Below are 20,866 nucleotides of genomic sequence, written 5' to 3'. Positions count from 1 at the left end.
ACGCGGGGGCTCAGGCCGAGAGGCTGGCGCGACCCTTGCTGCGGCGGGCACCGATGATGGCGCGGCCGGCGCGGGTGCGCATGCGAGCACGGAAGCCGTGCTTGCGGGCGCGGCGGCGGTTGTTCGGCTGGAAAGTCCGCTTGGGCATTAGTCACTCCATGAGGTTGGACTACGGTGAGCCGACTGCGAGAAGTCGCAGGGGGCGCACGCGGTAGGTTTCTGGGGGCGTGCGGGCATGCAGAGATCGCGATGCTGCACGCACAAGACCTATCCACAGTAGTCAATGGGGCCAGCCGGGTCAAATACCGGGCTCGACGCCGCCCGCCCCCGGGTCCGAGGCCGTCGCCGACCAGAGCTCCCGCCGCCGGCCAGCGGGCACCGCGCCGTTACCGCCACGAAGGGCCCGACCCGGAGCTGCCCTGCCGGTGGCCACCCGGCCCGCAGACCCGCACCCCGCTCTCCCGAAGGGGTCGCACGCGCGGCGGACAGCACTTCCACAGCTGTGCATCCACGGTCCGCAGGGCATGTGGAAAACGGCCGGTCCGCGCCGTGGCGCGGCAGGTTATCCCCAGGCGCGAACTACACGTCTGTAGTTCCACCTGCCCGCGGATTCGGGCTATGAAGTGCCGTGACACCTGATCTAGGCTGAACCCCACGGCCACCCCCCACGAGGTTTATCCACCGCTGTGAACAACTCTGTGGAAAACTGGGCCGTTCCCGGTCCAACACGTCAGGAGTCGCTCATGCAGCAGGACAACCAGACACTGTCCGAGCAGTGGGCAGAGTGTGTCCGCTTCATGAACGAGAATCCCCGGGTGACCGGGCGCTCACGCGGCAACATCGCGCTGTGCGAACCCCGTGGGCTGATGGGCTCCACGCTCCTGGTGGCCGTTCCCAGTGAGGTCACCCGCGAGTTCCTCCAGCACCGACCCATGTCCGAGATCCTGGACGACACCGTGCACAGGGTCTTCGGCGCCGACACCCTGGTGGCCTTCGTGGTGGACCCGGAGCTCGAGATGCAGCCGAGCCCGTCGCGGCCCCCGGCTGACACCCGCCGCGCCAGCGCTGATCGCACGCACCGCGCCCCGGCGGACGGTGGCCGGGCGGACACCGAGTCCAGCTCCACCCAGCAGCGCGGACCCAGCGCGCCCTCGCTGACCGAGATCGAGGCGGAGCGCGCGCCGGGCTCGTTCCTCACTCCCCAGGAACAGGCGGCGGATCCCGAGAGCCGGTTCTCGACCCGTCCCGGCGCAGAGCCGTCCGTTGCCCCACCCGGTCGGGATGCGGAGTTCGGAGGACTTCCGCCCCGCAGGGAGCAGACCCCGGTCCCCGCGCCGCGGGAGGTGCTCACCACCGGCAACGGCTCGGACACCAGCCCCGCCGATTCCGAGTGGGACAGCTCCGCCCGGCTGAACCCCAAGTACGTGTTCGACTCCTTCGTGATCGGCCAGTCCAACCGTTTTGCCCACGCCGCAGCGTTCGCGGTCGCGGAGACCCCCGCCAAGGCATATAACCCGTTGTTCATCTACGGGGACTCCGGCCTGGGCAAGACCCACCTGCTGCACGCCATTGGCCACTACGCCAAGCGGCTCTATCCCAAGATGCGGGTGCGGTACGTGAACTCCGAGGAGTTCACCAACGACTTCATCAACTCCATCCGGGACGACGAGGGTTCGTCCTTCAAGGGCATCTACCGCAACGTGGACCTCCTGCTGATCGACGACATCCAGTTCCTCGCGGGCAAGGAGCACACGCAGGAGGAGTTCTTCCACACCTTCAACGCGCTGCACAACCACGAGAAGCAGATCGTCATCACCTCCGACATGCCTCCCAAGCAGCTCACCGGCTTCGCCGAGCGCATGCGGTCCCGGTTCGAGTGGGGTCTGATCACGGACGTGCAGCCGCCGGAGCTTGAGACGCGCATCGCGATCCTGCGGAAGAAGGCCATCAGTGAAGGCATGGATGCCCCGGACGACGTGATGGAGTACATCGCGTCCCACATCTCCACGAACATCCGCGAGCTCGAGGGCGCGCTCATCCGGGTGACCGCGTTCGCGTCGCTCAACAAGCAGCCCGTGGATCTTCCCCTCGCCGAGCTGGTGCTCAAGGACCTGATCACGGACGACGGCGGGCAGGAGATCACCGCGGCGTCGATCCTGGGCCAGACTGCGGCGTTCTTCAACATCACCCTGGACGAGCTGAAGTCCAAGTCCCGCACCCGGACCCTCGTGACGGCTCGGCAGATCGCCATGTACCTGCTGCGCGAGCTCACGGACATGTCCCTTCCCAAGATCGGGCAGGAGCTGGGGGGCCGTGACCACACCACCGTGATGCACGCCGACCGCAAGATCCGCACCCTCATGGCGGAGCGTCGACAGATCTTCGACCAGGTCACGGAACTGACCAACCGGATCAAGCAGCAGTCGCGCGAGGGCTGAGCCCGGCGGCGAGCACCCGCACCGCAGAGATCCTCCACGGGGCCCTGGCCATGTCCGGGGCCCCGTTCTTGTGATTCGTCCACAGGCACGGACCGCTCCACCCCGCGCTTCTGGAGGCGCGTTCCACAGCGCCAGGGCCCTGTGTGGACGGCCTGTGCACGGGCGAGAACGAGGCGGTGTGGAAAAATCTGTGGACAACGAGCCTGGGCCGGTGGAGAACGTCTGCGAATCGGTGGGCAGTGCTGTGGAATCCCCGGAATCACGCGGAAGTTCTGCACTGAGCGGTCACAGGCAGGTGGCCGCCGATCCACAGTGCATCAACACCGTGGAGCCGCTCGACGGCTGGGATGCAGGCGGTTATCCACAGAACCCACAGGGGTTATTAACACTTCTGACCCTTAAAGAAAGATCCACCGAATAACAAAAATCCGGACGATCCACCCCGTGCGCCCCTCGAGGATCTCTGTAATTACACGAATCCCCGACGCGACGGCGGCGCACACGATCTCCCCACCACCTCACCCCGTTGGGGAGGCGTCCTCCGTGGCGGATACCATGCAGGGAAGACACTCCTGTCCAAAGCCAACAGAGGGGCACCTTCGTGAAGTTCTCGGTCGAGCGCGACGTACTGGCTGAAGCAGTCACCTGGACTGCTCGTTCGCTGTCCCCGCGGCCCCCCGTTCCCGTGCTGTCCGGTCTGCTCATCAAGGCGGAGAACGGGTCCCTGTCCATCGCGAGCTTCGACTACGAGATCTCCGCTCGCCTCACCATCAGTGCGGACGTCATGGAGGAGGGAACCACCCTCGTCTCGGGTCGCCTGCTCGCGGACATCTGCCGCTCGCTGCCCTCCGCGCCCGTTCAGCTCGAGGCCGACGGCGGAAAGGTCACCCTCACGTGCCGGTCCTCCAAGTTCAACCTCGCAGCCATGCCGGTGGACGACTACCCCCAGCTGCCGGGCCTCCCGGAGCTCTCGGGCGTGGTGGCCGGTGACGAGTTCGCCCACGCCGTCGCGCAGGTGAACATCGCGGCGTCCAAGGACGACACCCTCCCGATCCTCACCGGCATCCGCATGGAGATCGAGGGCGAGAAGATGACCCTCCTAGCCACGGACCGGTACCGCCTGGCCATGCGCGAACTCACGTGGCGCCCCACCGATCCCACGCTGTCCACCGCGGCACTCATCAAGGCCAAGACCCTCAACGACGTCGCCAAGACCCTCGGCTCTGCCGGGGACGTCAACATGGCGCTGGCCGAGAACACCGAGCTCGTGGGCTTCGAGTCCGGCGGTCGGCGCACCACCAGCCTGCTGATCGACGGCGAGTACCCCAAGATCCGCTCGCTGTTCCCCGAGAACACCCCGATCACCGCGGTGGTGCGCACCTCGGAGCTCGTCGAGGCCGTGCGCCGCGTGTCCCTCGTGGCCGAGCGCAACACCCCGGTGCGGCTGGCCTTCAGCGAGGGCCAGGTGGCGCTCGACGCCGGCACCGGTGAGGATGCCCAGGCCTCCGAGGTCCTTGACGCGCAGCTCAACGGGGACGACATCACCGTGGCGTTCAACCCCACGTACCTGTCCGAGGGACTGAACGCGTTCGACTCGGCCTACGTGCGGTTCTCGTTCACCGCTCCGCCCAAGCCCGCCGTGCTCTCCGCGCAGGCAGAGCCGGACGGCGAGGATGACGTGGACTACAAGTACCTGCTCATGCCGGTCCGTCTGCCCAACCAGTGATCGTGTGTTCGTAGACCACCTCTCGCTGCTGGATTACCGGACCTACGCCGGTCTGGACCTCGCACTGACCCCGGGACTCACGGTGTTCGCCGGTCCCAACGGCGTGGGCAAGACCAACATCGTGGAGGCGGTCGACTGGGCCGCGTCCCTGGCCTCCCACCGTGTCTCCGGCAACGGGCCCCTGATCGCCACGGGCTCGGAGCGTGCGATCATCCGGCTGCGGGTGAACCGCGGTGGGCAGCGCACGGTGCTGGAGTACGAGCTCAATGCGGCGCGGGCCAACCGCGTGCGGATCAACCGCGCCGCACCCGTGCGCGCCCGGGAGGCGCTCGGGACACTGCACACCGTGCTGTTCTCCCCCGAGGACCTCACCCTGGTGAAGGGTGATCCGTCCCACCGGCGGCGGTTCCTGGACGACCTCGCCACGGCCATGCGGCCCGTGCTCTCCGCGGCCCGCTCGGACTACGACCGTGCGCTGAAGCAGCGCAACGCCCTGCTCAAGTCCACTCGCCGTTCCCGGGCCTTCTCGGACTCGGACCGGGCGACGCTCGCGGTGTGGAACGACCAGCTGGCACGGGCCGGCGCGGCTCTGATGGCCGCGAGGCTCCAGCTCCTCGAGGCCCTGGAGCCCGAGGTGGACCGTGCCTACCAGCAGCTCACGGAGGGCCCCAAGCACGTCAGGCTCGAGTACGAGAGCTCCTCCGTGGCCCCGGGCGCGGACCAGCACGCCCTCGCCCACTTCACCGTGGCGGATCTCCACGGGCTCATGATGGACGCCTTCGAACGCGTGGAGCGCCAGGAGCGCGAGCGCGGCATCACCCTGGTGGGTCCGCACCGGGACGATCTGCTGATCCGCCTGGGAGACACACCCGCCAAGGGCTACGCGTCCCACGGGGAGACCTGGTCCATCGCCCTCTCGCTGCGCCTGGGGTCCTGGTACGTGCACGTGGCCGACGACCCGTCCCCGGGTGCCGCTCCGGTGCTGATCCTGGACGACGTGTTCGCGGAGCTGGACGCCCGCCGCCGGAGTCGGCTGGCGGAGCTCGTGCGGCAGGCGGAACAGGTGCTCGTCACGGCGGCCGTGGACGAGGACCTTCCCGCGGCTCTGCTCGAGAGCTCCCACACGGTCCTGGACGTGGAGCCGGGCGTGGTCCGGGAACGCGGCGCGGCGGCGTCGTCCGCCGGAGCGGACCAGCACGAGGGCGCCGGAGATGAGTGACACGGTGCACCGGGACGTGGTGGACGCCGCGGCCGTGGCCCTGCAGCGGGCGCGGAAGGCGGCGCAGGACCGCGGGGACAAGCCGCTGTCCACCGCGGCCGCGGCCAAGAACATGCGGGCGTTCGGAACCGCCATGGAGGAGGGGACCGGTTCCCCGGCGCTGCGCAGCAGGAACCGCTACGGGACGGACCCCCGGCAGCTGGGGGGATTCTCCGGCCCGGGACGCTCGGCGCGGGACCCCCGGCCGCTGTCCTCGGTGGTGGACACGCTCATGACCCACCGCGGGTGGAAGACCCCCGTGAACGTGAGCAGCGTGCTCGCGGACTGGGCCTCCCTGGTGGGTCCGCGCAACGCGGAGCACACGTGGCCCGAGCACTTCGAGGACACGGTGGTGCGGGTGCGCTGCGACTCCACGGCGTACGCCACCCAGCTGCGGCTGATCCAGTCCGAGATCCTGCGCAGCTTCGCCGAGAAGCTCGGCGAGGGCATCGTCACCAGGTTGGAGATCCACGGCCCTGTGGGGCCCAGCTGGAAGCGGGGACGCTGGGCGGTGCAGGGTCGAGGCCCCCGGGACACGTACGGGTAGGCGGATCCGCCCAAAACCCGCCAGAATCCCGCGAGCCGCTCCGGGCCCCGGAAATGACGTCACCCATCACGGCGGGGTTCCGGGGCGTCTGGCGGCCGTTGAGGGCTTGATCCGCGGGAACATCCGCTAGAATGAGAAGTCACAGATCTCTTCGTCCCGCCAGCCGATGAGCCGCGAACCGTCTCATCGGCTGTACTCATGTGGGCCGGGCGACGATCGCCAACGATTACGCAGGAGGACCGGAAACCCCGTGGCTACAGAGGACTCCCCACAGCACGAGTACGGCGCGAGCGACATCACCGTCCTGGAAGGTCTCGAGGCGGTCAGGAAGCGCCCGGGGATGTACATCGGCTCCACCGGGCCCCGGGGTCTGCACCACCTGGTCTACGAGGTGGTCGACAACTCCGTGGACGAGGCCCTGGCCGGATACTGCGACCACATCGAGGTCACGCTGCAGGCGGACGGCGGCGTGCGCGTGTCCGACAACGGCCGCGGCATCCCCGTGGACATGCACCCCACCGAGGGCAGGCCCACCGTGGAGGTCGTGATGACCATCCTGCACGCGGGCGGCAAGTTCGGCGGCGGCGGGTACGCCGTCTCCGGTGGTCTGCACGGCGTGGGCATCTCCGTGGTCAACGCCCTGTCCTCGCGGGTGGACACCGAGGTCCGCCGCCAGGGGCACGTGTGGCGCATGAGCTTCGCCAACGGCGGCCGCCCGCAGGGTGAGCTGGTCAAGGGCGAGGCCACGGAGGAGACGGGCACCACCCAGGTCTTCTACCCGGACGCCGAGATCTTCGAGACCGTGGACTTCGACTTCGAGACCCTGCGTGCGCGCTTCCAGCAGATGGCGTTCCTGAACAAGGGCCTGCGGATCTCCCTCACGGACGAGCGCGCCACGGACGAGACCGGCGAGGAGATCGCCGGGGACACTGTCGCGGACGCCACCGGCCCCCTCGAGGGACAGGACGGCGGCACGGCCGGCGCGGACGACGACGCCGCGGCGGCCGGCGCGCGCCAGGTGGTCTACTGCTACGAGGACGGCCTGCTGGACTACGTGACGTTCCTGAACTCCTCCAAGAAGGCGGAGCTGATCCACCAGGACGTGATCTCCCTGGAGGTGGACGACCAGGACAAGAAGATGTCCCTGGAACTGGCCATGCAGTGGACCACGGCGTTCAACGAGTCCGTGCACACGTACGCCAACACGATCAACACGCACGAGGGCGGCACCCACGAGGAGGGCTTCCGCACCGCACTGACCACGCTGATCAACCGCTACGCCCGTGAGAACAAGCTGCTGCGGGACAAGGACGACAACCTCACGGGCGAGGACGTCCGCGAGGGTCTCACCGCGGTGATCTCCATCAAGCTCTCCGAGCCGCAGTTCGAGGGCCAGACCAAGACCAAGCTGGGCAACTCCGAGGCCAAGACCTTCGTGCAGCGCGAGATGTTCGAGCTCTTCGGGGCGTGGCTGGAGCGCAACCCGAACCCGGCCAAGGACATTGTCCGCAAGGCCATCTACGCCTCCCAGGCCCGCCTGGCCGCCCGGAAGGCGCGCGAGACCACGCGCCGCAAGGGTCTGCTGGAGTCCGGTGGGATGCCCGGAAAGCTCAAGGACTGCTCGTCCAAGGACCCCACGCTCTCGGAGATCTACATCGTGGAGGGCGACTCCGCGGGTGGTTCCGCGGTGCAGGGCCGCGACCCCGCGCACCAGGCGATCCTCCCGCTGCGCGGCAAGATCCTCAACGTGGAGCGCGCCCGGCTGGACCGTGCACTGTCCAACGCCGAGGTGCAGTCCATGATCACGGCGTTCGGCGCGGGCATCGGGGACGACTTCGACATCGAGAAGGCCCGGTACCACAAGATCGTGCTGATGGCGGACGCGGACGTGGACGGCCAGCACATCACCACGCTGCTGCTCACGCTGCTGTTCCGCTTCATGCGCCCGCTCATCGAGCACGGCTACGTGTACCTCGCGCAGCCGCCGCTGTACCGCATCAAGTGGTCCAACGCGCCGCACGACTACGTGTTCTCGGACGCGGAGCGCGACGCCGCCCTGTCCAAGGGTCTCGCGGAGAACCGCCGCCTGCCCAAGGACAACGGCATCCAGCGCTACAAGGGTCTGGGCGAGATGGACTACACCGAGCTGTGGGAGACCACCATGGACCCGGAGCACCGCACGCTGCTGCAGGTCACCATGGACGACGCCGCCGCGGCGGACCAGGTCTTCTCGGTGCTGATGGGCGAGGACGTGGAGTCCCGTCGGGAGTTCATCCAGCAGAACGCCAAGGACATTCGGTTCCTCGACATCTAGGCATGTCAACCGCCGGATATTCCCCTGCCGGCATGAACAGTGGACCGTGAGAGACCAGCAGAAACGGACAGCAACGCATGAGTGACGAGACGCAGGCAGGCCCCGGCCCCGTGGATCCGGAGAACACCCCCGAGGCGGTCGAGGGAGTCGTGGTGGACGACCTCGAGGTGACCTCGGACCGCGTGGAGCAGATCGACCTGCAGACGGAGATGCAGCGCTCCTACCTGGACTACGCCATGGCCGTGATCGTGGGCCGTGCGCTGCCGGACGTGCGGGACGGCCTCAAGCCCGTGCACCGCCGCGTGCTCTACACCATGTACGACGGCGGCTACCGCCCGGAGCGCTCGTTCAACAAGTGCGCTCGCGTCGTCGGAGACGTGATGGGCAACTACCACCCCCACGGCGACTCCGCGATCTACGACGCCCTGGTGCGACTGATCCAGAACTGGACCATGCGCTACCCGCTCGCGCTGGGGCAGGGCAACTTCGGCTCCCCGGGCAACGACGGCGCCGCGGCACCCCGGTACACCGAGACCAAGATGGCGCCGCTGGCCATGGAGATGGTCCGGGACATCCACGAGGACACCGTGGACTTCCAGGACAACTACGACGGCAAGCAGCAGGAGCCCACGGTGCTGCCGTCCCGGTTCCCGAACCTGCTGGTCAACGGTTCCGCGGGCATCGCGGTGGGCATGGCCACGAACATCCCGCCGCACAACCTGCGCGAGGTCGCGGACGGCGTCCAGTGGTACCTGCAGAACCCGGACGTGGACCGCGAGACCCTGCTGGAGGAGCTCATCAAGCGGGTCAAGGGCCCGGACTTCCCGTCCGGCGCCCAGATCCTGGGGCACAAGGGGATCGAGCAGGCCTACCGCACGGGCCGCGGCTCCATCACGCAGCGCGCCGTGGTCAGCGTGGAGGAGATCCACAACCGCACGTGCCTGGTGGTCACCGAGCTGCCCTACCAGGTCAACCCGGACAACCTGGCCATCAAGATCGCGGACCTGGTCAAGGACGGCAAGGTCCAGGGCATCGCGGACATGCGCGACGAGACCTCCGGGCGCACCGGTCAGCGCCTGGTCATCGTGCTCAAGCGCGACGCCGTGCCCAAGGTGGTGCTCAACAACCTCTACAAGCACACGCAGCTGCAGGAGAACTTCTCCGCGAACATGCTCGCTCTCGTGGACGGCGTGCCGCGCACCCTGTCGCTGGACGCGTTCGTGCACCACTGGGTGACGCACCAGATGGAAGTCATCGTGCGGCGCACCAGGTACCGCCTCAAGCAGGCGCAGGAGGAGGCGCACATCCTGCTGGGCCTGCTCAAGGCCCTGGACGCCCTGGACGAGGTCATCGCCCTGATCCGCCGCTCCCCCACGGTGGAGGAGGCCCGCAGCGGGCTCATGGAGCTGCTCGGGATCGACGAGGCGCAGGCCCAGGCGATCCTCAACATGCAGCTGCGGCGCCTGGCCGCCCTGGAGCGCCAGAAGATCCAGGACCGGCACGCGGAGCTGCAGCGGCTGATCGCCGAGTACGAGGAGATCATCGCGTCCGAGGCACGCCAGCGCGAGATCATCTCGGAGGAGCTCGCGGAGATCGTGGAGCGCTACGGGGACGACCGCCGCACCGAGGTGCTGTACGGCTTCGACGGGGACGTCTCCATGGAGGATCTCATCCCGCAGCAGCAGGTGGTGGTCACCATCACCCGTGACGGCTACGTCAAGCGCACCCGCGCGGACGAGTACCGCGCACAGCACCGCGGCGGCCGCGGCATCAAGGGCGCCCAGCTGCGCGGGGACGACGTCGTGGAGCACTTCTTCGTGACGAACACCCACCACTGGATCCTGTTCTTCACCACCCTGGGCCGGGTCTACCGCGTCAAGGCCTACGAGTTCGTGGAGGCCGGGCGGGACGCCAAGGGCCAGCACGTGGCCAACCTCATGGAGTTCCAGCCCGAGGAGCGGATCGCCAAGGTCATGGAGCTGCGCTCGTACCAGGACGCGCCGTACCTGGTGCTGGCCACCCGCAACGGCCTGGTCAAGAAGTCCCGCCTCACGGACTACGACACCAACCGCTCCGCCGGCGTGATCGCGATCAACCTTCGCGATGACGACGAGCTGGTCTCGGCCATGCTCGTGGACACGGACGACGACGTCATGCTGATCTCGCGCCACGGCCAGTCCCTGCGCTTCCGCGCCGACGACGACGCCCTGCGCCCCATGGGTCGCGCCACCTCGGGTGTCACGGGCATGAAGTTCCGCTCGGGTGACGAGCTGCTCTCCGCCAACGTGGTCCACGACGACTCCCACGTGTTCGTGGTGACCGAGGGCGGCTACGCCAAGCGCACCTCCGTCCAGGAGTACCGCGTGCAGGGCCGAGGTGGGCTGGGCATCAAGGTGGCCAAGCTCGCCGAGGTCCGCGGCGGCCTCGTGGGTGGTCTGATCGTGGGCGAGAACGACGAGGTGCTCGTGGTCATGGAGAGCGGGAAGGTGGTCCGTTCCACCGTGAGTGAGGTGCCGGCCCGCGGCCGCGACACCATGGGCGTGATCTTCGCCAAGCCGGGCCCCGAGGACACCATCGTGGGTGTGGCCCGCAACGCGGAGCGCGAGATCGAGAAGGAAGTGGCCGAGGAGGACGCGGCGCACGGCACCGGGCCGGGCGGCGTCGTCGGTGAGGGACGGGACACCGGATCCGGTGACGTCGTCCCGGAGGGCACCGGGGACGGCCAGGCTGACTCCGACGGCCAGAACGATGCAGTAGCGTTGGAGGACAACGACAACGGAGGTGACGCATGAGCGCGAGCTCGGCCTCGAAAGCGGGCAAGCCCGCGACGACTTCTTCCCCCAAGAAGTCCAAGCCCCAGCAGAACGGAAAGACTTCCGGCAAGGGGCTCGTGCGACCCGCCCCCCGGGCCAAGGTGCGCCGCGCCCGCCTGGTGGTCTCCAAGGTGGACACGTGGTCCGTCCTGAAGCTGGCGTTCCTGCTGTCCGTGGCCCTGGGGATCATCACCGTGGTCGCGTCCCTCGTGCTGTGGCTCGTGCTGGATCTGACCGGTCTCTTCCAGGGCATCAACGAGCTGCTCTCCATGCTCGGTGGCAGTGCGGAGGGAGCGGACATCAAGAAGTTCCTGTCGCTCGGCAACACGGCGCTGTTCTCCACCCTGATCTCCGTGGTCAACGTGATCCTGCTGTCTGCGCTCTCCGTGCTGGGAGCGATCCTGTACAACATCGCGGCGTCGTTGATCGGCGGCATCGGCGTGACCCTCACCGACGACTGATCCCCGGCCCGCACAGATTTGGTGCGGGGACCAACCTCCGGTAAAGTCTTGGCGTGGCCAGCCAGAGAATGCTCTGTTCCGGCCACGCTGAGGGCGTATAGCTCAGACGGTTAGAGCGCTTCGCTGATAACGAAGAGGTCCCAGGTTCAATTCCTGGTACGCCCACCCATCGAATTCCCACCCACCGCGAGTTCTGCTCGACCGGAGGATCCCTGTGAAGTCACGCATTGCGGCACTGGTTGCCCTGACCGGACTGACGGTGGCCGCTGTGAAGTCCTGGCGCGGTGCCGAGGCCAAGCGGGACGCGTGGAATTCGGCAGTGGATCCCGTGGACTGAGAACCGCGGGCACGGCGTTCCTCCCGGCGGAGGAGCGCCGCAACTGAATACGGGGCCTTAGCTCAGTTGGTAGAGCGCTGCCTTTGCAAGGCAGATGTCAGGAGTTCGAATCTCCTAGGCTCCACACTCGAACCCCGGACGCCTCTGCAATGAGGTGTCCGGGGTTCTTCTCGTTCCCCAGCAGGTGAGCGGGGGGCCGCGCAGGGCCGCCGGCACCGACAGAGGGACATGCACGGGGCCGACGGCGCCGGGGCACCGGGTGCCTCAGGCCCGCCGGTTCCCGGGGGCGCCTCCTGCGCGGCACGGGCGGCCCGCCGTGGAACGCGACTGTCACCGAGGAGCGCGGGGCCGTGACAGACTGGTCCCCACCTGTGACGTGCCCCATATCGAAGTGCGGAGTCTCCCCATGCGCGACAAGACCCCCCTGCAGCCCCTGGCCTCGGTCGATCCCCACGAGCCGCTCGAGCGGATCGAGCGGTGGAAGCTGATCGGCCCCGGACTGGTGGTCGCCGCCACGGGCGTGGGGGCCGCGGACATGGTGGCCACCCTCACCGCCGGTTCCCGGTACGGCTACACCCTGCTGTGGGCGGTCGTGGCCGGCACCATCATGAAGATCGTGCTCGTGGAGGGAGCGGGGCGCTACTCCCTGGCCAGTGGCCGCACCATCTTCGAGGGCTGGCGGTCCCTGGGTCGCTGGACCTCCTGGTACTTCGGCCCGTACATCATCATCTGGGGCTTCGTGTACGGAGCCACCGCCATGTCCTCGTCCGCGCTGCCCCTGGCGGCCCTGTTCCCGTTCCTGCCGCTGTGGGCGTGGGCCATGATCATGGGCGTGCTGGGGTTCGGGATCGTGTGGCTCGGACGGTACGCGGTCATCGAGAAGATCACCGCGGCCATGGTGGGCATCATGTTCGTGGTCATGGTGGGCCTGGCCGTCATCACGGTGCCGGACATCCCCGAGATGATCACCGGGCTGATCCCCGTGATCCCCCAGGGCGGCGTGGTGTACACGCTGGCGCTGGCCGGTGGGGTGGGCGGCACCATCACCCTGGCCGCGTACGGCTACTGGCTGCGGGAGAAGGGCTGGCACCAGCCCCGGTGGATGCGCGTCATGCAGCTCGACAACGTGGTGGCCTACACCATGACCGGCATCTTCGTGCTGGCCATGCTCGTGGTGGGTGCCGAGGTGCTCTACTCGGCGGGCTACGCGATCAGTGCCGGGGACAAGGGGCTGCTGGACCTCGACAAGGTGCTGCGCGAGCGCTACGGGGACGTGATCGGCGTGACGTTCCTCGTGGGATTCTGGGCCGCCTCGTTCTCCTCCGTGGTGGGCGTGTGGTCCGGTGTGTCCCTCATGTTCGCGGACTACTGGGGCAACGTCCGGAACAGGCCCAGTGGGCACCCGGACACGAGGACCGGCGGCAAGTACTTCAAGTTCTACCTGCTGTGGCTCACCTTCCCGCCCATGCTCCTGCTGCTGCTGGACAAGCCGGTGTTCCTGATCCTGCTCTACGGCGTGCTGGGCGCCCTGTTCATGCCGTTCCTGGCCGTCACCCTGCTGGGGCTGCTCAACACGTCCCGCACCCCCAAGAAGTGGCGCAACGGCATGTTCACCAACGCCGTGCTGGTGGTGTGCGCGGTGCTGTTCATCATTCTGGGCGTCTACCAGACCTACGACACCGTGGCCGGGATCTTCTCCTGACCCGGCCCTGACAACGACGACGCCGCGCCCCTCGAACGAGGAGCGCGGCGTCGTGCTGTGGCCGCGGGATCCCCGGCGGGGATCCTGCGCAACCTCAGTGCTTGGTGTTGCCCGGGTTGTGCTTGGAGGCGTTGTCCGCGGAACCCAGCTTGGTGTCATCGGTCTTGGAGCCCTTGATCTGCTCCTTGACCTCGTTGACGGTCTGCTTGGCGTCCTCGGCCACCGACTTCACGCCGTCCGTGGCGCGGTGGGCCGCCTGCGTGGCGGTGCCCCCCTGGTGTGCGCTGGACGTGGGGTCCTTGACGTCGTCCACCTTCACACCGGTGCCGGCGGCCACGGTGGAGTTGGTGTTGACGGGGGACGCGGACACGCGCGGCGACGCGGTGGCCGGGGTCTTCCAGGGATCCTGCACCGGACGGGAGGCGCGCCATGCGGCAACGCCTGCCACGCCACCGGCCACGAGCAGACCGAGGACCAGCAGGCCCTTGTGGCCGCCCTGGGCCTTCTTCTGCTGCTTGGCGTACTCCTTGGCGGAGTTCTTGGCGGCCTTCTGGATGCGCTTGACCGTCTTCTTGTCGCCCGTCAGCTTGGTGACGAGTGCGTCGAACTGGTCCGAGGTGTCCGCGTCCGCGACCTTGGCGGCCAGCGCGGCCACGGCGCCCGAGTACTTCTCCTGGGCGGCGGCACGACCGGTGGCGGTCTTCTTGGCGGCCTTGGCGGCGAGGGGAGCGGCAGCCGCGACACCCGCGGCCTTGGCCTTCTCGCTGCGCTTGCGGGCGTCCTCGCCGAAGCTCTGGGCCTTGCCCAGACCGTCCTGGACGTACGGGCTCGTGGCCTCGACGCCGCTCGCGAGGGCGGTGGCGCCGGCCTCCACACCGTGCTGCAGCTTCTCGCCGAGCTCAGCGATCTCGGTGGACAGCCAGTCCCCCGCGTGGACGACCTTGTGCCCGGCCGCCTTGCTGGTGGCCTCGGCCTGCTTCTGAGCCTTGCTCTTGAACACGCTCATGATGTCTCCCTCCTACAGTGGCGATGATGTGAATCTCCACTTCCCAGCATACGTTCTGTGAGCTGGGAGACTCCCGGGGATCGGGCTGCCCGGGGGCCTTTTCACTGTGCGCTGAACACCTTTCGGCCGTCCTGACGGCTTCGTGACACCCGTGCCAGAATGACAGCCATGACTTCCGCTACTGCCACGCACAAGGCCACCATCCACACCAACCACGGGGACATCGTGGTGGAGCTCTTCGGCAACCACGCCCCCAAGACGGTCAAGAACTTCGTGGGTCTCTCGGACGGCACCCAGGAGTGGGCCGATCCCCGCACGGGTGAGAAGCAGTCCGGCCCGCTGTACAAGGACGTCGTGTTCCACCGGATCATCAAGGACTTCATGATCCAGGGCGGGGACCCGCTGGGCCAGGGCATCGGCGGCCCGGGCTACAACTTCGACGACGAGATCCACCCCGAGCTGAACTTCAACGCCCCGTACATGCTGGCCATGGCGAACGCCGGCACCCGCAACGGACGCGGCACCAACGGCTCGCAGTTCTTCATCACCACCGCCCCCACCACCTGGCTGCAGGGCAAGCACACCATCTTCGGCGAGGTGGCGGACGACGACTCCAAGAAGGTCGTGGACGAGCTCAACACCGTCCGCACCGGCGGCCAGGACCGCCCCGTGGAGGACTGCGTGATCACCTCCATCGACGTGGAAGCTCTCTGAGTCCCACTCGAGACCACACAGCGTGGAGCCCACCCGGTCACCGGGTGGGCTCCACGTCTATCCGGGGGCGATGACCCGCCCCACCAGTTGATATGTCGGAGATGACATGAGTGACGACCACGCCGGTGATGAGTTCGACCCGCGACCTGCCCACCCGCACGGGAGCCTGGGCCCCGGGGGAGGACACGGAGCTCCCCCGGGTGGTGTGCCGGCGCCCCGCTACGGCCAGTACCTCCCCGGGCAGCAGCCGCGCGACCCCCGGGAGGGCAACGGCGCCGCTCAGGGCCCGGCACCGCACGGGTACGGGCCGCACGGCCACGGACCGTCCAACGCGGGGCAGCACGACCCTGCCGGGGGCGGCGCGCCCTCCCGCGGGCGTTCCCGGAGGGGGCGCGGACGCAGTGGCTGGCCGGTGACGTGGACGCTCATCGGCATCTGCGCGGGCACGTGGGCGCTGCAGTGGCTCACGCGCCTGTTCACGCCCTACGACCTCTCCACCGTGCTGGGCTACGCCCCCGCCCTCACCGCCTCCCAGCCGTGGCGGATGCTCACGAGCGGTTTCGTGCACGCGATGCCCTCTCCGGTGCACCTGCTGCTGAACATGTACACCCTGTACCTCTTCGGCCGGATGCTGGAGCCGCTGCTGGGAGCGTGGCGGATGGCCGTGCTGTTCCTGCTCTCCGTGCTCGGCGGCTCGGTGGGGGTGCTGCTGCTCGGTGATCCCTGGGTGCTCGTGATCGGTGCCTCCGGCGGCATCTTCGGGCTGTTCGGCGCCATGTTCGTGTTCATGCGGCACTTCGAGAACAGCATCGTGCCCATCACGGTGCTGATCGTGATCAACCTGGCCTTCGGATTCCTGGTGGGAGGGGTGGCGTGGCAGGCCCACCTGGGCGGGCTCGTCACCGGCGCGATCGTGGCGGCGCTCATGCTGCCGCGGCTGCGGCGGAGGATCTGACGACGTGTTCAGCGCTGTTCTCCACAGGGCTTGTCCACACCTGTTAACAACTTACACATCTGTAATTCCACACCTGTGAACAACCCTGTGGATACCGGTTTTCCGGGTTTCGTGGCTTCCAATCCACACATGTGCCGGAAGATATTCACACTTTTCTCCACACCTGTGGAAAACGTCCGTGCACCGGGTGGGGAGAAGGCGCCGGTGACCTCCCGCACATGGGCCCCCAGCGCGAATAATTCCCCCTCCGCGCGCGTTGTCCGTGTGTGCGCCGCGACGAATGTGTGCCGTCCGCCGCCGCCCGCTCATCCCGTACCCGCCGTCGCGTGCGAAGAGCCGCCCCGAGAGGCACGGCAGCCCCCGTGCCGCCCCTCGCTCCCGGATCCTCGAAAGGCCGCGTGGTCATGACCCAGCTGACTCCTGCTCGCCGCCGACTCGCCCTGCTCGCCCTGGCGCTGGGCGGCTTCGGCATCGGCTGCACCGAATTCGCCTCCATGGGCCTGCTCCCGCAGATCGCCCAGGACCTCATGCCGCAGCTCTACGGGCAGTCGCCGGAGACGGGGATCGCCCGGGCGGGCTGGATGGTGAGCGCCTACGCGGCCGGCGTCGTCGTGGGGGCCCCGGTGATCTCCTTCCTGGCGGCGAAGTCGTCGCGCACGGTCATGCTCCTGGTGATGGCTGCGGCGCTGCTCGCGGGCAGCCTGGCCTCCGCGCTGGCACCCTCGTTCGAGTCCCTGGTCGTGCTGCGCTTCCTGGCGGGCGTGCCTCACGGTGCCTACTTCGGGCTCGCGTCCCTGGTGGCCGCCACCGTCATGGGCCCCGGCAACCAGGCCAAGGGTGTGGCCCTCGCGCTGTCCGGTCTCACGGTGGCGAACGTGGTGGGCGTACCCGTCATGACGGCCGTCGGCCAGGCGTGGGGATGGCGGATGGCGTACGGCGCGGTGGCCCTGGTCTTCGCCGCGACCGTCATCGGCCTGTGGTTCACGGTTCCCCGCCAGGAGCCCGTGGTCGGGGCCAGCCGGCGGGGTGAGCTCAAGGCCTTCGCCCTGCCCCAGGTGTGGATCGTGATGGGCGTGGCCGCGGTGGGCTTCGGCGGGTTCTTCGCGATCTACACGTACCTGACCCAGATGGGCCGTGAGCTCGCGGGGCTGTCCGCCGGCGCGATCCCGTGGCTGCTCGCGGTGGTGGGCGTGGGCATGACGATCGGCAACGCCCTCGGCGGCATCAGCGCCGACCGCAGCGCCCGGCGCACCATGGCGGTGGGCTTCCCGGCACTGGCCCTGGCACTTCTGCTCATGGGGATCCTCGGCGGCTCCCCGGTGGGAATCTTCGTGGCCGGTTTCGTGATGGCGCTGGTCAACTCGTTCATCATGCCCAGCATCCAGAGCTGGCTCATCACGGCCGCGGGCTCCGCCCAGCTGATGGGCGCGTCCCTGAACCACGCCGCTTTCAACGTGGCCAACTCGATCGGGGCCCTGCTGGGCAGCGTCGTGATCTCCGCCGGCTTCGGCTACCGCTCACCCGCCGTGGTGGCGTGCGCACTGTCCATCGTGGGCGGGCTGCTCGCGCTCGCGGGCGTCCAGCGGCAGAAGGCGGACCGACGACGCCGCCTGGCGGCCGGGCACCCCGTCACAGCCTCCCAGACGGCGGTCTGAGCAGGGCCCGGATCACTCGATCAGGAACCGTCCCGCCCACAGGAACAGACCTGCGTCCAGCAGCATGAGCAGGGACGCCAGTCCCAGCAGGGCAGTGACGACCACCGTGATCCTGGGCGCGACGGCTGCCCACGTGCGCCGCATGACCGTGGAGAACCGGCCCAGCAGGGTCAGCAGGACCAGGGCGGTCAGGGCGATCTGGCTCAGCAGGGCCCACGCCACCCATCCGATGACCACCCGCGGCAGGGGCTGGGAAGCGGCGACCGCCACGTGGATGTCGAACGGGATGTCGAGCACCACGATCCCCACGAACACCAGTGACGTGGCGTACAGGGCCCACGGGCTCGCGGCGGGCTTCTCCGGGGTCGGTTCTCCCCGGGCCCGGCGGCGCGAGACGGCCCGCCACAGCGCGTAGCCGCCCACCACCACGGCGAGACCGACCTCGACCCACGCGGCGGTGCCGCCGTGGCGCACCAGGGCCCACCAGTCCACGCTCTGCAGGCGAGGGCCCGCGAGAAGCGTGAGGGCCACGCCCCACGCGGCGGTCCCTCCCAGCAGGAGGGCGGACGCGCCCATGATGTGGCGGCGCCGCACCCCCGCCCCGAGGGCTGCGGCCATGATGACCATGGGCGCCGGGTCGAAGCCGCCCAGCGCCGTGGCGAGGACCGTTCCGGTGTATTCCCCCGCGTTCATATCCGGTTCCCGAGGCCGTTCACGCGGGCAGAGGCGCGAACGCCGGGGACGTGCGGCCCAGCCACGCCAGGGAGGAGTCCAGCTGGGCCTCCCACAGGGCGACCCGGTGGGCACCGCTCTGGGAGATGTTCGTCTCCAGGCTTGTGGGGGCGGAGACGGCAGGGGCGAATCCGTGCACGGCGTTCACCGAGACCGTGTCCTCACCGCCGGAGAAGAACCAGAGGCGGACGTCCGGCGTGTCGCGGCGAACCACCGAGGCGAGGTCGTAGGCCGCCGGATCCGCGGTCTTCCACTGCTGTCCAGGGCTGTACATGGGCGCGAAGTAGCCCGCCAGGTTCACGCTGCTGGACCAGATCTGGGGATGGCGCACGGCAAACATGGCCGAGCACCAGCCACCCGCGCTGTAGCCCAGGGTGGACCACGCCGCCCGATCGCTCGAGACCCTCAGGTTCTCGTGGATCCAGGACACCACGTCCTTGCTCACGTACGTCTCCCACCGCCCGTGGTCGCTGTCCACGCACTCGGTGTCGTTGTTGCCCGGGTAGACGTCCGGGATCACCACGATGGCCTCCCGCATGGTGCCGCCCGATACCGCGGAGCGGATGTGGTGGCCGATGTCCATGGCCTTGGTGTAGGTCCGCACGTCCCCGGGGAACCCGGTGAACGCGGTGATCACGGGGTAGGCGCGCTGCGGCTGCGCCATGTAGGAGGGCGGCAGCCAGGCCGTGGCATCCTGTGTGATCCCCGACTCCCGGCCGGGAAGGGTGAAGTGCACCCACTGCCCCGAGGTGCTGGCCGCATCCACCTGCGACCCGAAGAAGGAGCTGCTGGCGGGGTTCGTCTGCGCGGCGGTGAAGGGCTGGTGGGGAAGATCCTTCGCGGGCGTGGTCACGGCGGCCGGGACGGCGCCGACGGTCGCGGTGGTCACCGGCCCCCCGCCGTTGGAGAGCAGGTCACCCCAGCTGGAGTACCACTGGTTGTCCATGTTCATCTTCAGGAAGACACCCACCAGGGTCAGCAGGACCACCAGGACCACGCACACCAGCTGGAGCAGGTACTTCCCCAGCCCGGGCCCACGACGGCGCGGCAGGACCACCACCGTGACCGCGAGCAGGGCCAGCGCCGCTCCCGCGACGACGACGAAGAGGGGCCACCCTGTCAGCTCGAAGAACGCCATGGCACACTGCTCGTTTCCTGTGGACTGTCCGTGGACTCCGTGGGACGACCGGTGGTCTCCCCACGGAGACTGGATCATCGCACGGGGACAGCATAGGTATCCGGAGTGCCGGACGGGCACGGCACGGAACACGGCAGGGTGTTGGCAGAAAACAAGGGGGCTGCTGCCAGGTGCACACCAGCGCACTCCCGGCCGGAGCTCGGCCGGCGAGGAAGCCGCACGGGGACTCCGGACCCGCCTGCCCAGGTACGACGGGCCCCGGGGAAAGTGAGCCCGGGGAAAGCGAGCCCGGGGAAACGCGCCCCGTGGAACGCGCCCCGGGAATCGGGTGACGGGAGCGTGGACGGTCCGGGCGGCGTCGTGAACCCCCGCCGCGGCGACCCGGTCCCGAGGGCGCATAATGGGTCACCATGACGCTTGAACTGACGCAGACTGCGGGAGCCCTCGCGCCCCAGCTGCTCCCACTGGGGGACCCCGAGCAGCTGCTGCAGCAGCTCGGACCCTGGGCCCTGGCCGGCATGACCGTGATCGTCTTCATCGAGTCCGGGCTGCTGTTCCCGTTCCTGCCCGGCGACTCGTTGCTGTTCACGGGCGGTCTGCTGCACGAGGCGCTGAACATTCCGCTGTGGCTCATGATCCTGGTGCCGTTCATCGCCGCGGTGGCCGGAGACCAGGTGGGGTACTTCCTGGGGCACCGGTACGGGCGGCGATTCTTCAAGGACGACGCCCGGTTCCTGAAGACCGCGTACCTGCGCCAGACCGAGGACTTCTTCCACAAGTACGGGGGCCGGTCGATCGTGCTCGCGCGCTTCGTGCCCATCGTGCGGACCTATGTGCCCCTCGTGGCGGGGGCCGCACGCCACCCCTACCGGCAGTTCGTGGGCTGGAACGTGCTGGGCGGCTTCCTGTGGGTCACCATCATGGTGGTGGCGGGCTCCCTGCTGGGCGGCATCCCGCTGATCCGCGACCACGTGGACCTGATCGCCATCCTGATCGTGTTCCTCTCGCTGATCCCGGTGGCCGTCCAGATCATCACGAGTATGCGGGGCAGGAGCGTGCAGAGCTGACCC

The 20,866-nt window shown here is 68.6% G+C and carries 17 protein-coding genes and 2 tRNA genes; 15 read left to right on the top strand and 4 right to left on the bottom strand.

The annotated features are described in order from the left end of the window. Positions 1 to 10: 10 nt before the first annotated feature. On the bottom strand, positions 11 to 148 hold the full coding sequence (gene rpmH / locus D9R02_RS02450) for a 50S ribosomal protein L34 (protein ID WP_012399425.1): 138 nt from the start codon (positions 146 to 148) through the stop codon (positions 11 to 13). Positions 149 to 743: 595 nt separating this feature from the next. On the opposite strand from rpmH, the gene dnaA reads away from it, so the two are divergent. From dnaA to D9R02_RS02400, 11 genes are all read left to right on the top strand, one after another. Further along, a complete protein-coding gene (dnaA, locus tag D9R02_RS02445) occupies positions 744 to 2,438 on the top strand; it encodes a chromosomal replication initiator protein DnaA (RefSeq protein WP_121566269.1) in 1,695 nt (564 codons plus the stop codon). Between the two features lie 601 nt (positions 2,439 to 3,039). After that, positions 3,040 to 4,164, top strand: a complete 1,125-nt coding sequence (dnaN, locus tag D9R02_RS02440; protein WP_019310426.1) for a DNA polymerase III subunit beta — start codon at positions 3,040 to 3,042, stop codon at positions 4,162 to 4,164. Between the two features lie 4 nt (positions 4,165 to 4,168). Then, positions 4,169 to 5,383, top strand: coding sequence for a DNA replication/repair protein RecF (recF, locus tag D9R02_RS02435; RefSeq protein WP_019310427.1), 1,215 nt, complete (start codon positions 4,169 to 4,171; stop codon positions 5,381 to 5,383). After that, positions 5,376 to 5,969 (top strand): DciA family protein, encoded by a 594-nt coding sequence (locus D9R02_RS02430; RefSeq protein ID WP_019310428.1) that lies wholly within the window; start codon positions 5,376 to 5,378, stop codon positions 5,967 to 5,969. The genes recF and D9R02_RS02430 overlap by 8 nt, the downstream gene beginning before the upstream one ends. A gap of 250 nt (positions 5,970 to 6,219) precedes the next feature. Then, entirely contained in the window at positions 6,220 to 8,283 is a 2,064-nt protein-coding gene (gene gyrB / locus D9R02_RS02425) for a DNA topoisomerase (ATP-hydrolyzing) subunit B (RefSeq protein ID WP_101888160.1), read from the top strand. A gap of 77 nt (positions 8,284 to 8,360) precedes the next feature. Further along, complete coding sequence (gene gyrA, locus D9R02_RS02420) at positions 8,361 to 11,075, top strand: DNA gyrase subunit A (RefSeq protein ID WP_070637273.1); 2,715 nt, start codon at positions 8,361 to 8,363, stop codon at positions 11,073 to 11,075. Next, entirely contained in the window at positions 11,072 to 11,557 is a 486-nt protein-coding gene (locus tag D9R02_RS02415) for a DUF3566 domain-containing protein (RefSeq protein WP_019310431.1), read from the top strand. Before gyrA ends, D9R02_RS02415 begins: the two co-directional genes overlap by 4 nt. A 91-nt stretch (positions 11,558 to 11,648) precedes the next feature. After that, positions 11,649 to 11,722, top strand: a tRNA-Ile gene (locus D9R02_RS02410). Positions 11,723 to 11,771: 49 nt separating this feature from the next. Continuing rightward, complete coding sequence (locus D9R02_RS12230; protein WP_019310432.1) at positions 11,772 to 11,894, top strand: hypothetical protein; 123 nt, start codon at positions 11,772 to 11,774, stop codon at positions 11,892 to 11,894. Positions 11,895 to 11,945: 51 nt separating this feature from the next. Then, a tRNA-Ala gene (locus D9R02_RS02405) sits at positions 11,946 to 12,018 on the top strand. 282 nt (positions 12,019 to 12,300) lie between these two features. After that, positions 12,301 to 13,596, top strand: a complete 1,296-nt coding sequence (locus tag D9R02_RS02400; RefSeq protein ID WP_019310433.1) for an Nramp family divalent metal transporter — start codon at positions 12,301 to 12,303, stop codon at positions 13,594 to 13,596. Positions 13,597 to 13,690: 94 nt separating this feature from the next. Here the strand turns inward: D9R02_RS02400 and D9R02_RS02395 are convergent, their stop codons facing one another. After that, complete coding sequence (locus tag D9R02_RS02395) at positions 13,691 to 14,602, bottom strand: hypothetical protein (protein ID WP_039101580.1); 912 nt, start codon at positions 14,600 to 14,602, stop codon at positions 13,691 to 13,693. 159 nt (positions 14,603 to 14,761) lie between these two features. Here D9R02_RS02395 and D9R02_RS02390 point away from each other — a divergent pair, with 159 nt between their 5' ends. From D9R02_RS02390 to D9R02_RS02380, 3 genes are all read left to right on the top strand, one after another. Beyond that, positions 14,762 to 15,316, top strand: coding sequence for a peptidylprolyl isomerase (locus D9R02_RS02390; RefSeq protein ID WP_180956145.1), 555 nt, complete (start codon positions 14,762 to 14,764; stop codon positions 15,314 to 15,316). Positions 15,317 to 15,422: 106 nt separating this feature from the next. Next, complete coding sequence (locus D9R02_RS12225) at positions 15,423 to 16,271, top strand: rhomboid family intramembrane serine protease (protein ID WP_223110077.1); 849 nt, start codon at positions 15,423 to 15,425, stop codon at positions 16,269 to 16,271. Positions 16,272 to 16,675: 404 nt separating this feature from the next. Further along, entirely contained in the window at positions 16,676 to 17,926 is a 1,251-nt protein-coding gene (locus D9R02_RS02380; protein ID WP_259463895.1) for an MFS transporter, read from the top strand. A gap of 12 nt (positions 17,927 to 17,938) precedes the next feature. Here D9R02_RS02380 and D9R02_RS02375 read toward each other — a convergent pair whose 3' ends face one another. Further along, entirely contained in the window at positions 17,939 to 18,619 is a 681-nt protein-coding gene (locus D9R02_RS02375) for a hypothetical protein (RefSeq protein WP_121566267.1), read from the bottom strand. A gap of 19 nt (positions 18,620 to 18,638) precedes the next feature. Beyond that, on the bottom strand, positions 18,639 to 19,796 hold the full coding sequence (locus D9R02_RS02370; protein WP_070637269.1) for an alpha/beta hydrolase: 1,158 nt from the start codon (positions 19,794 to 19,796) through the stop codon (positions 18,639 to 18,641). Positions 19,797 to 20,206: 410 nt separating this feature from the next. Between D9R02_RS02370 and D9R02_RS02365 the strand changes: the two genes are divergently transcribed. Then, entirely contained in the window at positions 20,207 to 20,863 is a 657-nt protein-coding gene (locus D9R02_RS02365; protein WP_039101575.1) for a DedA family protein, read from the top strand. The last annotated feature ends 3 nt before the right edge of the window (positions 20,864 to 20,866 follow it).

It is taken from the genome of Kocuria rhizophila (assembly GCF_003667225.1).
Taxonomy (GTDB): Bacteria; Actinomycetota; Actinomycetes; order Actinomycetales; family Micrococcaceae; genus Kocuria; species Kocuria rhizophila.
The sequence above is the reverse complement of the archived record's forward strand: the minus strand, read 5'-3'. Positions and strand labels throughout refer to the sequence as shown.

What these genes read in the sequence shown, in the direction of transcription:
- rpmH (WP_012399425.1), bottom strand. Translation starts at nt 148, where the DNA reads ATGCCCAAGCGGACTTTCCAGCCGAACAACCGCCGCCGCGCCCGCAAG.
- dnaA (WP_121566269.1), top strand. Translation starts at nt 744, where the DNA reads ATGCAGCAGGACAACCAGACACTGTCCGAGCAGTGGGCAGAGTGTGTC.
- D9R02_RS02430 (WP_019310428.1), top strand. Translation starts at nt 5,376, where the DNA reads ATGAGTGACACGGTGCACCGGGACGTGGTGGACGCCGCGGCCGTGGCC.
- gyrA (WP_070637273.1), top strand. Translation starts at nt 8,361, where the DNA reads ATGAGTGACGAGACGCAGGCAGGCCCCGGCCCCGTGGATCCGGAGAAC.
- D9R02_RS02415 (WP_019310431.1), top strand. Translation starts at nt 11,072, where the DNA reads ATGAGCGCGAGCTCGGCCTCGAAAGCGGGCAAGCCCGCGACGACTTCT.
- D9R02_RS02400 (WP_019310433.1), top strand. Translation starts at nt 12,301, where the DNA reads ATGCGCGACAAGACCCCCCTGCAGCCCCTGGCCTCGGTCGATCCCCAC.
- D9R02_RS02395 (WP_039101580.1), bottom strand. Translation starts at nt 14,602, where the DNA reads ATGAGCGTGTTCAAGAGCAAGGCTCAGAAGCAGGCCGAGGCCACCAGC.
- D9R02_RS02390 (WP_180956145.1), top strand. Translation starts at nt 14,762, where the DNA reads ATGACAGCCATGACTTCCGCTACTGCCACGCACAAGGCCACCATCCAC.
- D9R02_RS12225 (WP_223110077.1), top strand. Translation starts at nt 15,423, where the DNA reads ATGAGTGACGACCACGCCGGTGATGAGTTCGACCCGCGACCTGCCCAC.
- D9R02_RS02380 (WP_259463895.1), top strand. Translation starts at nt 16,676, where the DNA reads ATGACCCAGCTGACTCCTGCTCGCCGCCGACTCGCCCTGCTCGCCCTG.
- D9R02_RS02375 (WP_121566267.1), bottom strand. Translation starts at nt 18,619, where the DNA reads ATGAACGCGGGGGAATACACCGGAACGGTCCTCGCCACGGCGCTGGGC.
- D9R02_RS02370 (WP_070637269.1), bottom strand. Translation starts at nt 19,796, where the DNA reads ATGGCGTTCTTCGAGCTGACAGGGTGGCCCCTCTTCGTCGTCGTCGCG.
- D9R02_RS02365 (WP_039101575.1), top strand. Translation starts at nt 20,207, where the DNA reads ATGACGCTTGAACTGACGCAGACTGCGGGAGCCCTCGCGCCCCAGCTG.